This is a genomic window from Pannonibacter carbonis (assembly GCF_003012935.1).
GTDB classification, from domain to species: Bacteria; Pseudomonadota; Alphaproteobacteria; order Rhizobiales; family Stappiaceae; genus Pannonibacter; species Pannonibacter carbonis.
Window position 1 is genome coordinate 200,903 of sequence record NZ_PUDR01000002.1, and the last position, 13,845, is coordinate 214,747.

Consider the following 13,845-nt stretch of genomic DNA (forward strand, 5'->3'; position numbering starts at 1 on the left):
TACCTGTCGCAGGCGATGCCAGGCTTTCGAAAGGCCGCTTTCCGGTGCTATCGGAAAAGCCCTGTCTGCCCGGCGGCGACACAGGCGAACCTGCCTGTCCCAGTGCCTGGCCGAATGGGGTTGGTCGCCCTGCGTCTCGATGCTAAGCACAGCGCGTGGGCCGCGCGGGCGGTCTGAACAGGCGAGAGAGGCTCCCCTTGCGCAAGGCACTGGTTACCGGTTCGGCCGGCTTCATCGGCTATTATCTGTGCAAGCGGCTGATTGCGGACGGGTTCGAGGTGATCGGCCTTGATGCAATGACCGATTACTATGATGTGCGCCTGAAGCAACGGCGGCACCAGATGCTGCTGCAGAGCCCGAACTTCCGTGCGCTCAACGAACGGGTCGAGACGCCGGGCTATCTGGTGGATCTCCTCGCCCGCGAAAAGCCGGATGTGGTCATCCACCTGGCGGCGCAGGCCGGCGTGCGCTATTCGATCGAGGCGCCGCGCTCCTATCTCGACAGCAACATTGCCGGTACGTTCGAGCTGCTGGAAGCGGCAAGGGCCACCCCGCCGCAGCACCTCTTGATCGCCTCGACCTCGTCGGCCTATGGCGCCAATACGACGATGCCCTATGTCGAGACGGCCAAGGCCGACCACCAGATGTCCTTCTACGCAGCGACGAAGAAGGCCTGCGAGGTGATGAGCCATTCCTATGCCCATCTCTATGGCCTGCCGACGACGCTGTTCCGCTTCTTCACAGTCTATGGCCCCTGGGGCCGGCCGGACATGGCGCTGTTCAAGTTCACCAAGGCGATCCTCGCCGGCGAGCCGATCGACGTCTACAATCACGGCGACATGCGCCGCGACTTCACCTATGTCGAGGATCTGGTCCTGGGCATCCGGCTCCTGATCGACGCGGTGCCGCAGCGCCCCCTGGACGGGGAGGGCGTGCCGGAGGGCGACAGCCTGTCGCCGGTTGCGCCCTGGCGCATCGTCAACATCGGCAATTCGGCACCGGTGCAGCTCACTGACTACATCGCCGCCATCGAGGCCGCCACGGGCCGCAAGGCGATCCGCAACCTGTTGCCGATGCAGCCGGGCGATGTTCCCGCCACCTGGGCCGACACCAGCCTCCTCGAACACCTCACCGGCTTCCGCCCGGCGACGAGCGTGGAAGAGGGCGTGGCGCGGTTCGTGGACTGGTACCGGGGGTATTATGGGGGGTGAGTGAGGCGACAGCGCTGGTCCTGTGCCAATCTGTCGCTCGCTCGGGACGATGAATATCCGCTTTGCGGCAGCGTGCCAAAGACGACCGGAACAACAGAATGAATTGTGTGGATCCGATTTACAGAGTGGGAAATGGCATTGGGGCCGAACTCCTGATGCGGACTTTCGCCTAGGTCTGAAAATCTGACCAAAGGGCTTCCAATGAGCTAATTTAAGAATGTTCCAAAAAGAGACGGCACCTTGAGGTAATATGTTTCAGCATATGAAGCGACAAACTTATATGCTGTAGCATGTCGAATTTCTCAGATTTGTTGACAGAAATATATCTTGGCATATAATTTAGGGCGATTATATGTGAGAATATATAATGACTGAGAATTTGGAGATCATAGAGGCAATCAAGAATGCCCGCAAAGCCAAGGGCCTAAGCCAAACCAGCTTCGGCGAGCTTGTTGGCGTGCCGCAAAGCCATATCTCTAAAATCGAAAAGGGCGGCGTAGATATCAAGCTCTCCAGCTTGATCCAGATTGCTCGCGCGCTTGACCTGGAAGTCAAGCTGGTACCCAAAAGGGCTCTTCCTGCCGTCGAGAGTATCGTCGCAGGGGTTTCGCGAGATCGTACCGCTCCCGCTTTGAGTAATATCCGCAATGCTCAAAAGGCTCTCGATCACCTGCGAAACATTGCTGGTGCGCCCGCCAATTACATTGAGGTGTTTGAGCAAATTGATCGCGCTCTGAAAGGGTTGCAAGCTCTCAACTACGACACGGACGCTTATGTTCGACTAGAGAAAGCTACATCTCCCATTTGGAAGATAACCTTTCCACCCAAGCAGTTCAGCCCTGCCGAAGGTCTCAAGGAGAATTCTTCCGAAGTCGGTAAAATCATCAAAATATTGGAGCGAGTTGGCAAAAGCTTGCGAGAACTCCGCAATAGTCTTGTTCATCGCCATGAAAAGGCTGACCTGCTAGAGCGTCCGGCCTATTTACTGGAGGATGACGTTGACTGATATATCCTCACTCAACATCCTTCTTCACGGCAAAAAAGTCGGCACACTCAGCCTGCTGCCGGGAGACCGCTCGATCTTTTCATTCGATGACGCCTATGTCGCCGACAAAAGCCGTGACACGCTGAGCTTGTCTTTCAAGAACCCCCTTGGCGAACTGCTGACGAGGTTTGACGCGACGGGGCCTAACCTGCTGCCGTTCTTTTCAAACCTATTACCGGAAGGCACTCTGCGGGATTATCTGGCACGGCAAGCCGGCGTAAAGCCTGTCAGAGAGCTATATCTCCTATGGGCGCTCGGCCAGGACTTGCCTGGTGCGGTCACCGTGTTGCCTGACGACGGGGAGGGGCTGCCAGATGATGACGACGAGACAACTGCCGAGGAAAAAGCAACGCGCAAAGAACAAGCTCTGCGCTTCTCTCTTGCGGGTGTTCAACTGAAGTTTTCTGCTTTGCGCAATGCAGGCAAGAACGGTGGCTTGACGATACCCGCCAAAGGGATCGGCGGGGAGTGGATCGTAAAGCTTCCGGCAGACAGGTTTGAAGGCGTTCCCGAGAACGAATTTTCGTTCATGACCATCGCAAGGCAGATCGGGATTGATGTGCCTGAGATCGAGCTGATTGATCTCAAGAGCATTGACGGTCTTCCGGACGGGCTTGGAAGGTTACGGGGCGAGAAAGCCTTCGCTATCAAGCGCTTCGACCGAAGTGACGATGGCCCTGTGCATATTGAAGACTTTGCGCAGGTTTTCGGGCGCTACCCTTTTCAGAAATACGATCAAGCGAGCTACAGAAATATCGCAACGGTGTTGGGGATTGAAACCACTCAAGGCGATGTCGCGGAATACATCCGGCGTTTGGTGTATTCGACGCTCATTGGCAACGACGATATGCACCTGAAAAACTGGTCGCTGATCTACTACGACCGAAAGACGCCGAGCGTCGCACCGGCCTATGATTTGCTTGCAACGATCCCATATCTGCCAAGCAAAACAGCGGCCATGAAATATGTCACCACAAACGTGATGGCGGAGCTCACGCTGAAAGAGCTTGCCGTACTGGCATCAAAGGCCAAGCTGCCAGAAAAGCTTGTCTTGGACACGGCCAAAGAAACGGTCGCTGCGTTTCAGGAGGTTTGGGCAAAGGAGAAAACGAACCTGGCCTTGAGCGAAGATGTGATCAAGGCTGTCGATGCCCATCTTGCGACGTTGATCCTGCCTTTGGAGTGCTGAGTTGCCTGCTGGGGGGGGCAATTCCAGCCTCCCTATCTGCGGGCATCGCACCCTGAGCAAACAGTAAATGCCCCTGAACGATCCTTGTCCGGATGATGACGTTTGTTCGCGGCAATCAAAGACTGTGATGAGGCCCGACCCTGATCGCATCGCAACTAACGGAATTTTATTAGAGGTATCAATGTACTGAGAAGATTTTGATGGTGCTGTGAGAGAGGATTGAACTCTCGACCTCTCCCTTACCAAGGGAGTGCTCTACCACTGAGCTACCACAGCATCTTCGGCGTGTTGACCGTTTGGTCCGCCAGGCGAGGGCAAAGGCTGCCGCTCGTGTCTGCAGCGGGTTATCGCTGCGAACGAGCGGGCTTGTGCCACAGTTGTTCGGGGATGGCAAGCGCCTGTTACAGGGAATTTGTAAGCCGCCTGTGGACAGGATGAGCCGGCGTGGCCGGTGGGCTTTGCGTGGGGGCCATGGCTGGGGTAGGTCTTGGGGCATGGACGAGAACACGAAGCAGAGCGGAAATCAGGGCAGAAATGCTGGTGCAAACGGCGGCAATCCAAAGCTGTCGCTGAAGCCGGGCAGCCGGGAGGCGCGCCTTGCCGAGGCCCTGCGCCAGAACCTGAAGCGCCGCAAGGTTGCCGCGCGCCAGCGGGCGGATCGGGACGGGGATGACGCTGGGGATCCCGCCGTCGACGGGCTTTTGCCGGCCCCGGAGGGTGCTGATACGCCCTGATGGCCAGCAAGGCTGTGGATAACGCGGCTGTGCGGCTTTTGAGGTGACGGACGCTGACGCTCCGACGTGCTGCAACGAATGCGGGGCGATACGCGGCAGCAGGGGCGATGCTGGCGGTCTGCCTTGCGCGCGCCAAACTCCGGGTGTAGACGCGGCTCGCGCAAGGGAACAAATCAATTTCAGGGCCGTTTGCGGCCGCAGCCAGGTGAATCCATGGACAGCATCAAGATCGTCGGCGGTTCTCAGTTGAACGGCGTCATTCCGATTTCCGGCGCCAAGAACGCCACCCTGCCGCTGATGATCGCCTCGCTGCTCAGCGACGAGACCCTGACGCTCGGCAACGTGCCGCGCCTGCGCGATGTCGCCCAGCTGAACCACATCCTGTCGAACCACGGCGTTGACTATTCCGTCGACGGCAAGCGCGTCGGCCAGGATGACCTGAAGGGCCAGACGCTGCATCTGACCGCTCGCACCATCGTTGACACCACTGCGCCCTATGAACTCGTCTCGAAGATGCGGGCGAGCTTCTGGGTGATCGGCCCGCTGGTGGCGCGCGAACGCCGCGCCCGCGTGTCGCTGCCCGGCGGCTGCGCGATCGGCACGCGTCCGGTCGATTTCTTCATCGAAGGCCTGACCAAGCTCGGCGCGTCCATCGACATCGAGGCCGGTTACGTCGTCGTCAACGCGCCGAAGGGCCTCGTCGGCGCGCGCATCGAGTTCCCGAAGGTCTCGGTCGGCGCGACGCATACGCTGATGATGGCCGCGACGCTCGCCAAGGGCGAAACCGAACTCGTCAACGCGGCGCGCGAGCCGGAAGTGGTCGATCTTGCCAACTGCCTCATCGGCATGGGCGCGAAGATCGAGGGCGCGGGCACGTCGGTGATCCGCATCCAGGGCGTTGACCGCCTGCATGGCCATCGCCATGCGGTGATCCCGGACCGCATCGAGGCCGGCACCTATGCCATGGCCGTTGCCATGACCGGCGGCGACGTGGTGCTGGAAAACGCCCGCGCGGACCTGTTCGAGAGCGCCCTCGACGTGCTGCGTCAGACCGGCGCGGAGATCACCGAGGTCGACGGCGGCCTGCGCGTCTACCGCAATGGCAATGGCATTGCTCCGGTCGACATCACGACCGAGCCGTTCCCCGGCTTCCCGACCGACCTGCAGGCCCAGTTCATGGCGCTGATGACGCGTGCGGGCGGCCAGAGCCGCATCACCGAGACGATCTTCGAGAACCGTTTCATGCATGTGCAGGAACTGGCCCGCCTCGGTGCCCGCATCCGCATTGACGGGCACACCGCGATTGTCGACGGCGTCAGCACGCTGCGCGGCGCTCCGGTGATGGCGACGGACCTGCGCGCCTCGGTGTCTCTGGTGATCGCCGGCCTTGCTGCCGAAGGCGAGACGAACGTCAGTCGCGTCTATCACCTCGACCGTGGCTTCGAACGGCTGGAAGAAAAGCTCGGCCGCTGCGGCGCGGTGATCGAGCGCATCTCGCACTGACGCCCAAAACACCGGCTGTGCTGTCTTGGATTGAGGGTCCGGCGCGTTTTGCGCCGGTCTTGCTCCGTGTCACCCCGGCCAAGCGCAGCGCCGAGCCGGGGGCTACTCGCTGCCAGAGCCGTCGTGTGGGATTGCACTGTAATAGCTGAACTCTATCGTCATTCGGCCAATTGCAGTGCTGCGAAAACGCTTTCTGCTCTGCGAGCGAGTAGGCCCCGGGTCTGCGCTGCGCTGCGCCCGGGGTGACGCTGGCGGATTTGTCGCCAGATTGGGTTGGCTGTGCCGTCTGGCCAATTGTCAAATCGGGCAGGACCGGTTAGGCAATCGCGGGAACGGCGTGTTCTGCGGCGGGCGTGATCGCCAGCGGGTCAATACGCCCGGCAGGACAGGCAGCATGTGACAGGTCCGGGACCCGGGCCGCAGGGACCTTGCGACGACCGATGGATCTCGTGAAACTCGCCGCTCTCGATCAGGACGACCTTGCCATCGTGTCCGCCCATGTGCAGGACGCGGTGCTGCTTGTCGGCGACATCCGCTTCCTGCCCCAGGAGGGCAAGGCGGTGTTCGTGATGAACCGTTTTGTCTGGGACAGACCGGTTGATCCGCGCAGCGGGGCGCATGAGCGCCGGCGCGCGGCCCTTGCCTTTTCCCGTGTCAGCGCCATGAAAGCGGCCGGGATCCGTCAGACGGTGAAGGATGCGGTGCTGTCCCTGCTGGCTGTGCAGTTCCATCAGGCCGGCGAGGGGCCGGAAGGCGAGGTCATGCTGTCGTTTTCCGGTGGCGGAACGATCGCGCTGACGGTGGAGTGCATCGAGGCACAGCTGACCGATCTCGGGCCCGCCTGGGGCACCGCGCATCGGCCGCAGCATCCGCTCGACTGATCCAGTTAGAAAACCGAATGGGCCCAAGGGGGCCGCTGGCGAGGCTGCGTGATCGCCGGCGACAAGGGAGATGACCTGTGCCGATCCGTCTTTCCATCGAGGCTGATGATTTCGAAACCCGCTTCCGCGCGCTGCTCGCCGGCAAGCGTGAAGTCTCCGAGGACGTCGACCAGATCGTGCGCGACATCATCGAGGATGTGCGCCAGCGCGGCGATGCCGCCGTGATCGACTACACCAACCGCTTTGACCGTCTGCAGGCGGTCTCGATTGCGGAACTGACCGTCACAGAGGCCGAGATTGAGGCGGCGATCGCCTCTGTCGACAGCGCAACGCTGGATGCGCTGAAGCTGGCCCGCGACCGGATCCATTCGCACCACGCCCGCCAGATGCCGAAGGATGACCGCTACACGGACGCCATCGGTGTCGAGCTGGGGTCGATCTGGACGGCTGTCGAGGCGGTCGGCATCTACGTGCCGGGCGGTCTTGCGAGCTATCCCAGCTCGGTGCTGATGAATGCTGTTCCGGCGAAGGTGGCAGGCGTCGAGCGCATTGCCATGGTGGTGCCGAGCCCGGACGGGATCCTCAATCCGCTGGTGCTGGCCGCAGCCCGGGTCGCCGGTGTCACCGAGATCTACCGCATCGGCGGCGCGCAGGCAGTGGCAGCGCTCGCCTATGGCACGGACAGTATCGCTCCGGTCGCCAAGATCGTCGGTCCGGGCAATGCCTTCGTGGCTGCAGCAAAGCGGCGTGTGTTCGGTACGGTCGGCATCGACATGATCGCCGGCCCGTCGGAAGTGCTGATCGTGGCTGACGGCGAGAACAATCCGGACTGGCTGGCAGCAGACCTGCTGGCCCAGGCCGAACATGATCCGGCCGCGCAGTCGATCCTCGTCACCACGGATGCAGCGCTCGCCGATGCGGTGGAAGCAGCCGTGGAGCGGCAGCTGCGCACCCTGCCGCGCGGCGACGTGGCAGGGGCAAGCTGGCGTGACTACGGCGCGGTGATCACGGTGCGCACGCTTGAGGAGGCACTGCCGCTGGTCAACCGCATCGCGCCGGAGCATCTGGAGCTGGCTGTGGCCGATCCGGAAGCGCTGCTGAAGGGCGTGCGCAACGCGGGTGCGATCTTCATGGGCCATCACACGCCGGAAGCCATCGGTGATTATGTTGGCGGTTCAAACCATGTGCTGCCCACGGCGCGCTCGGCGCGGTTCTCGTCGGGCCTGTCGGTGCTTGACTTTGTCAAGCGGACGTCGATCCTTAGGTGCAACGCGCAAAACCTGAAGGCGCTCGGGCCTGCGGCGATTGCACTCGGCGAGGCGGAAGGACTTGGCGCGCATGCGCGGTCCGTCTCGATCAGACTGAACCTCGGCTGACCAAGGGCTCAGTCGACATAAGAAGCGAGCCGGGCGTATGGGGTCAGACGGAGAGGCAGTCATGGGCGGCCACGACAATGCGGCCGCTTTGGCGGAACCGGGGGCAGACGAGGCGATCCGCAGCCGGCTGGTCGACGTGATCTTGGATGAAAGCTCCATCTCCCGCTCAACGCCGGACATCGAGCATGACCGGGCAGTGGCGATCTACGATCTGATCGAGGAGAACACGTTCCATCCGGTCGGCCAGGCTCCGGGGCGCTACATCCTGCGTCTTTCGGTCATCGAGAAGAAGCTGGTGTTCGAGATCAGCTCTGAAGCGGGTCCTGCGGTGGCAACGCATGTGCTGTCGCTGACCCCTCTGCGCAAGATCGTGCGCGATTACGACATGATCTGCGAAAGCTACTATCAGGCGATCCGGCATGCGACGCCAAGCCAGATCGAGGCCATCGACATGGGGCGCCGCGGCGTGCACAACGAGGGGTCCCAGATATTGATGGAGCGGCTGGAGGGGAAGATCGAGCTGGACCTTTTGACCGCGCGCCGATTGTTCACGCTGGTCTACGCCCTGCACTGGAAGGGCTAAGGGACATGACCGAGCCGGGCAAACGTCCGACTGCGGTCCTTTTCGCCTGCGGCATGAACGCGGTGCGCTCGCCCATGGCCGCCGCGATTGCCAGCGCGCTCTTCCCGGGGCGGGTCTATATCAAGTCGGCCGGTGTGAAGCGCGGTGACCGCGATCCCTTTGTCGATCAGGTCATGGCCGAACTTGGCATGGACACCAGCAAGCATCAGCCGAAAACCTTCGAGGATCTCGACGAGTCCGGGTTTGACCTCGTCATCACGCTCGCCCCGGAAGCGCATCACAAGGCGCTGGAACTGACCCGGACCGAAGCGGTCGACGTTGAATACTGGCCGACAATGGACCCGACACTGGCCACCGGCAGCCGCGAGCAGATCCTCAATTCCTATCGTTCGGTGCGTGATCAACTGCTGATGCGGATCAAGAAGCGGCTGGGCTGGACGCCGCCCCCCAGTGGGTGATATGTACCGCATCCTGTAAAGGTTCATGCTGCCGGCCTGTGATGGTCGGCTTTCGCGCGTTAGCCCTTGTGTGCTGCGGGCTTTTGCAAGCCGAACCTCTGTTTCCGCTTCGGGTGAGAAAAGCGCTCCTGCGCGGAAATTGCGTTGTTCACATTCGAGGCGCGATCCGTTAGGTTCCGCGCACTTTCAAGAACGGTTTGACCGGGATACCATATGGCCAAGGAAGAAATTCTGGAGTTTCCGGGCGTAGTCACAGAACTGCTGCCCAACGCGACCTTTCGCGTGAAACTCGAAAACGATCACGAGATCATTGCCCACACCGCGGGTCGCATGCGCAAGAACCGCATCCGCGTGCTTGCCGGTGACCGGGTTCTCGTCGAGATGACCCCGTACGACCTGACCAAGGGCCGCATTACCTACCGCTTCAAGTAAGCGGTATTCCGGCAGCGGGGACGATCAAGATCATCATGAGCGATGCCGCACAAGTTCCGCTGATCCTGGCCTCTGCCTCGCCACGCCGCTTGGCGTTGCTGCAGCAGATCGGCATCGACCCGCGCCACCTGATCCCTGCCGATCTTGATGAAACGCCGCAGCGCGGTGAAACCCCGCGGGCTCTGGCCGTTCGACTTGCCCGCCTGAAGGCGAAAGCCGTTCGGGACCAGGCGGACGGGCAGGCCGAACTTGCACCCTGCGTCGTCCTGGCGGCTGACACAGTTGTGGCGGTCGGCCGCCGCATCCTGCCGAAGGCCGAGACCATCGACCAGGCGGAAGCTTGCCTCGGACTTCTGTCCGGGCGCGGCCATCGTGTTTATACCGGGCTGGCGGTTGCCTTGCCCGGAGGCGGGATCCGGCACAAGATCGTCGAGACCCGCGTGCGCTTCAAGAAACTCTCGCGCCAGGAAGGCGATGACTATCTGGCCTCCGGCGAGTGGCGGGGCAAGGCGGGCGGCTATGCCATCCAGGGACTGGCCGGAGCCTTTGTGGTGAAGCTGGTCGGGTCCTATCCAAACGTGGTCGGCCTGCCGCTCTACGAGACGATGAGCCTCCTCTCCTCGGCCGGAATTGATGTCCGGACGCTCTGGCGCGATCCTCTGCGCCTGCCTGCGTGAGGTGTTGCATGAGCGACAGCAGCAATTCCGGCGGACAAGGCAAGGACGGTGAGGGGGAAGCGCGCAGGCTGCGACCGTGCCCGGTGTGCGCGAAAATGTCCACGCCTGCAGACCATCCCTTCTGCAGCGACCGCTGTGCCAAGGTGGACCTCAATCGCTGGCTCTCGGGGGGCTATGGCATTCCTGTCGTGGAATTCGATGATCTGTCGGAAGGCGACGACCAGAGTTGAGGCCGGTGTCGCTGATGGGCCGGATTTATTAGCCGGCTTGCAAATTTCCACTTGTCCTGAAAATTTTTTCGCCCTTCAATAGGAGTTACTGCAACTTGCCAAGGCTGGTTGGTGCGTGTGGCCACGATCTTGCACGCGCCTTGCGGGAAAATCCGAGACGACGCAGCAACAAAAGCGTCGCAGTGCTGTGCTACGCCCCATAATTGTAACAGGACCTTCAGGTCCGTGTTTTTTGGCGAGGCGATCATGAAGAACATGTTTCTCGGCGCCACTGCCCTTTTCGCCTCCCTGGCGATGGGCGGGGCTGCGCTGGCAGATTATTCCGTAACGATCCTGCATACGAACGACCTGCACAGCCGCATCGAACAGATCAACAAGTTCGATTCGGGCTGTAGTGCGGAAGAGGACCAGAAGGGCGAATGCTTTGGCGGCATCGCCCGCGTGAAGGCCAAGATCGACGAGCGCCGCAAGGCGCTGGCCGCCGAGGGCAAGAACGTGATCGTGCTGGACGCCGGCGACCAGTTCCAGGGCTCGCTGTTCTACACGACCTACAAGGGCAAGGATTCGGCCGAGTTCATGAACATGATCGGCTATGACGTCATGGCCGTCGGTAACCACGAGTTCGATGATGGTCCGAAGGGCCTTGCCGACTTCCTGGATCTTGTGAAGTTCCCGGTTATCTCCGGCAACATCGATGTCGCTGGCGAGCCGCTGCTGAAGGGCCGTGTTCCCGGCGCCGTGGTGCTGGATATCGGTGGAGAGAAGCTGGCAATCGTCTCGACCCTGGCTGAAGATACAGTTGAGACTTCCTCGCCCGGCAAGGGCGTGCGCTTCATCAAGTCCGAGGACTATCTCAAGGGCGCCGTCGATGCCTTTGAGCTGGCCGGGATCAACAAGATTATCGCTCTGACCCACGTCGGCCTGCCGCGCGACAAGGAAATTGCGGCCAGTGTCACGGGCATCGACGCCATCGTCGGTGGCCACTCGCACACGCTGCTGTCGAACACGAATGACAAGGCCGCCGGACCCTATCCGACCCTCGTCTCAAATCCGGCCGGCAAGGACGTTCCGATCGTCCAGGCCTATGCCTACGGAAAGTATGTCGGCGAAGTCGAACTGACCTTTGACGACACTGGCAACCTGATCTCCGCGAAGGGCGAACCGATCCTTCTCGACAACAGCGTCGAGCCGGATGCGGCCGTCGTGGCCCGCGTTGCTGAACTGGCCAAGCCGCTGGAAGAAGTCCGCGCCAAGGTCATCGGCTCTTCCGCTGCAGCCATCGACGGCTCGCGTGACACCTGCCGGGCTGGCGAGTGCCAGATGGGCAACCTCGTCGCCGATGCCATGCTGGAGCGCGTAAAGGGCCAGGGCGTCCAGATCGCGATCCAGAACGGTGGCGGCTTGCGCACATCGATTGACGCGGGCGAAGTCACCATGGGCGAAGTGCTGACGGTGCTGCCGTTCCAGAACAGCCTCGCGACCTTCCAGCTCAAGGGCTCCGATGTGATCGCTGCCCTTGAGAATGGCGTATCTAAGGTCGAGGAAGGCGCTGGCCGCTTCCCGCAGGTCTCCGGCCTGCGCTACAAGTGGACCCGTGCAAAGCCGGCCGGCGAAGGCCGCATCATCACCGTCGAGGTGATGGAAGATGGCAACTGGAAGCCGCTGGACCCGGAAAAGGTCTATGGCGTTGCCACCAACAACTATATGCGCGGCGGCGGTGACGGCTATGGCGTTTTCGCCAAGGCCGGGATCAACGCCTATGACTACGGTCCGGGCCTTGAAGAGGTTGTGGCCGAATTCATCGCCACCGTGAAGGACTACACGCCCTACACCGACGGCCGCGTGACTGAGGTGCAGTGAGTGAAATAGACCCCGAAAGTTTCGGAAGGGTCTGGAATGGCGCGCTGGCTTGCTGGCGCGCCATTTTATCTTTCTATTCGAAGGGTTTGATACCTTCCGCCGTTGCGGTCTGACGAGCTTGCGACGGCGTGGTTCGCGTTGCACCGCACACGAGTCTTTGCCTCATGGAACGCGATCCTGTACTTCTGATATACAGGGCAAAATTAACGATCAATTAAGCTGTTTCCAGATGGTGGGGTTTGGCGTTGGCATTCGGTGAGGGCATGGCAGGCAAGGCGCGCCGCAAGGGCCGGCGTGGCTGGAGCCGCAGCTTTTGGATTGGACTTTGGTGTCTTGTCAGTTCTGCGGCTTTGTTCCTGCCGCAGGCTTCGCCTGCGTATGCGCAAGGAGCCGTCTTCGGCACGCCGGAATTGAAGGCACGCCAGGCGGCACTGCTGAACGCCTCGCTCGCCGATCCCGCCAATCTTGATGCGGCATTTGAATACGCCATGGTCTCTGCTCGCATCGGTGACCATGAGGCGGCGATCAGCACGCTGGAGCGGATGCTGGTGTTCGCGCCGGGCCTGCCGCGGGTGCAACTGGAACTGGGTGTCCTCTATCTTCGCCTCGGTGCGGCGGATGTGGCCGCGACCTATTTCGAGAGCGCCCTGTCCGCGCCCAACGTGCCGCCGCAGGTGGCTGAACGGGTCAACTTGTACCTTGCCGCCATCGCCAAGAAGGAAGCGCCAGCCAAGCTGAGCGGCATGCTGGCGACCGGCGTGCGCGTCCAGTCCAACGCCAATGCCTCGCCTGAAGGGCGGCGGATCCAGTTGAACGGCAGCACCTTCCTGCTGGACGACACGGCGACCGGGCGGTCGGACGTCAATGGCTTCGTCTCGGGAAATGTGCATTTTTCCTACGACCTGGGTCTGCAGGGCGACACGCTGGAAGCGGACCTAGTGTTTTACGGGGCACGCTACGACAAGCTGGATCGGCTCAATACGGAAATGGCCGAGCTGACCTTTGGCCCGACGCTGAACCTTGCCCGGATCGGCATCGATGATGCCCGGCTCGGGCTCTATGGCATCGCCAATGGCATCCGCCTCAACGGGGCGAATTACAGCGGTGCGGTTGGTGCTGGCGTCCGGTTTGGTATGCAGGTCTTGGGCAAGGATGAGATCAACACCCGAATTGAACTGCGCCGGCGCTGGTTCAATGACACGGTCCGCTATCCGACAGCTTCGGACAGGGCAGGCTATTCGCTGCGTGCGGTCTCGACCTACCATCACCGCTTCACCGCCGCTTTTACTGGCCGGCTGTCGCTGTTGCTCGACTACGAGGATGCCCGCGTTGCCTGGAAACGCAGCCTCGAGGGCGGTGTCTCCGCCGGCCTGACCTATCGTTTTGCCTCGCCATTTGGCGCGGAGGCCGGTCCCTGGTCGATTGATCTGGAAGCTGGCTATAGCCGCCGGGCCTTTTCCAAGCCTGACCCGCTGATCAACCGCAACCGCAGCCAGCGTGACAATGAGGCCTGGGCTCGCTCGGTGCTCACGGTGCCGGTCGGCACCAGCGGAACCGCCGTTGCCCTGACCGGCGAACTCCGCAGGCAGCAGTCAAACTATGATCTGAATGACTACACCAATGCCCTCGGCATGGTGACGCTGATGCAGCGGTTCTAGGAGTGTCA

14 protein-coding genes and 1 tRNA gene are annotated in these 13,845 nt (G+C 61.5%); 14 read left to right on the forward strand and 1 reads right to left on the reverse strand.

The genetic code is table 11. The features are described 5' to 3' along the window. The first annotated feature begins 197 nt into the window (after positions 1-197). The 3 genes from C8348_RS03135 (at position 198) to C8348_RS03145 (ending at position 3,445) form a co-directional block, all read left to right on the forward strand. The gene (locus C8348_RS03135; protein WP_106751813.1) at positions 198-1,211 is read left to right on the forward strand and encodes an NAD-dependent epimerase/dehydratase family protein; all 1,014 of its coding nucleotides are present in this window, start codon (positions 198-200) and stop codon (positions 1,209-1,211) included. Positions 1,212-1,578: 367 nt separating this feature from the next. Next, positions 1,579-2,217, forward strand: coding sequence for a helix-turn-helix domain-containing protein (locus C8348_RS03140; protein WP_106751814.1), 639 nt, complete (start codon positions 1,579-1,581; stop codon positions 2,215-2,217). Then, on the forward strand, positions 2,210-3,445 hold the full coding sequence (locus tag C8348_RS03145) for a type II toxin-antitoxin system HipA family toxin (RefSeq protein WP_106752033.1): 1,236 nt from the start codon (positions 2,210-2,212) through the stop codon (positions 3,443-3,445). The genes C8348_RS03140 and C8348_RS03145 overlap by 8 nt, the downstream gene beginning before the upstream one ends. 201 nt (positions 3,446-3,646) lie before the next feature. Here C8348_RS03145 and C8348_RS03150 read toward each other — a convergent pair. Beyond that, positions 3,647-3,721, reverse strand: a tRNA-Thr gene (locus C8348_RS03150). A gap of 218 nt (positions 3,722-3,939) precedes the next feature. On the opposite strand from C8348_RS03150, the gene C8348_RS03155 reads away from it, so the two are divergent. The 11 genes from C8348_RS03155 (at position 3,940) to C8348_RS03205 (ending at position 13,837) form a co-directional block, all read left to right on the forward strand. Continuing rightward, a complete protein-coding gene (locus C8348_RS03155) occupies positions 3,940-4,179 on the forward strand; it encodes a hypothetical protein (protein ID WP_106751815.1) in 240 nt (79 codons plus the stop codon). Between the two features lie 213 nt (positions 4,180-4,392). Beyond that, positions 4,393-5,682: a UDP-N-acetylglucosamine 1-carboxyvinyltransferase gene (murA, locus tag C8348_RS03160; RefSeq protein ID WP_106751816.1), complete on the forward strand. Its 1,290-nt coding sequence runs from the start codon at positions 4,393-4,395 to the stop codon at positions 5,680-5,682. 440 nt (positions 5,683-6,122) lie between these two features. Beyond that, positions 6,123-6,563 carry a DUF2948 family protein gene (locus tag C8348_RS03165; RefSeq protein WP_106751817.1) on the forward strand — a complete coding sequence of 147 codons (441 nt, stop codon included), beginning with the start codon at positions 6,123-6,125 and terminating at the stop codon, positions 6,561-6,563. A 77-nt stretch (positions 6,564-6,640) separates the two neighbouring features. Further along, positions 6,641-7,939, forward strand: a complete 1,299-nt coding sequence (gene hisD, locus C8348_RS03170; RefSeq protein WP_106751818.1) for a histidinol dehydrogenase — start codon at positions 6,641-6,643, stop codon at positions 7,937-7,939. Between the two features lie 61 nt (positions 7,940-8,000). Next, on the forward strand, positions 8,001-8,522 hold the full coding sequence (locus tag C8348_RS03175; RefSeq protein WP_106751819.1) for a UPF0262 family protein: 522 nt from the start codon (positions 8,001-8,003) through the stop codon (positions 8,520-8,522). A 5-nt stretch (positions 8,523-8,527) separates the two neighbouring features. After that, entirely contained in the window at positions 8,528-8,980 is a 453-nt protein-coding gene (locus C8348_RS03180) for an arsenate-mycothiol transferase ArsC (protein ID WP_106751820.1), read from the forward strand. Positions 8,981-9,193: 213 nt separating this feature from the next. Next, positions 9,194-9,412: a translation initiation factor IF-1 gene (infA, locus tag C8348_RS03185; RefSeq protein ID WP_106751821.1), complete on the forward strand. Its 219-nt coding sequence runs from the start codon at positions 9,194-9,196 to the stop codon at positions 9,410-9,412. Positions 9,413-9,447: 35 nt separating this feature from the next. Continuing rightward, positions 9,448-10,089 carry a Maf family nucleotide pyrophosphatase gene (locus C8348_RS03190; protein ID WP_106751822.1) on the forward strand — a complete coding sequence of 214 codons (642 nt, stop codon included), beginning with the start codon at positions 9,448-9,450 and terminating at the stop codon, positions 10,087-10,089. Positions 10,090-10,172: 83 nt separating this feature from the next. Beyond that, complete coding sequence (yacG, locus tag C8348_RS03195; protein ID WP_341871586.1) at positions 10,173-10,319, forward strand: DNA gyrase inhibitor YacG; 147 nt, start codon at positions 10,173-10,175, stop codon at positions 10,317-10,319. A gap of 246 nt (positions 10,320-10,565) precedes the next feature. Continuing rightward, positions 10,566-12,179, forward strand: coding sequence for a bifunctional metallophosphatase/5'-nucleotidase (locus C8348_RS03200; protein WP_106752034.1), 1,614 nt, complete (start codon positions 10,566-10,568; stop codon positions 12,177-12,179). A 263-nt stretch (positions 12,180-12,442) separates the two neighbouring features. After that, positions 12,443-13,837 (forward strand): tetratricopeptide repeat protein, encoded by a 1,395-nt coding sequence (locus C8348_RS03205; RefSeq protein WP_106751824.1) that lies wholly within the window; start codon positions 12,443-12,445, stop codon positions 13,835-13,837. Positions 13,838-13,845: the final 8 nt, after the last annotated feature.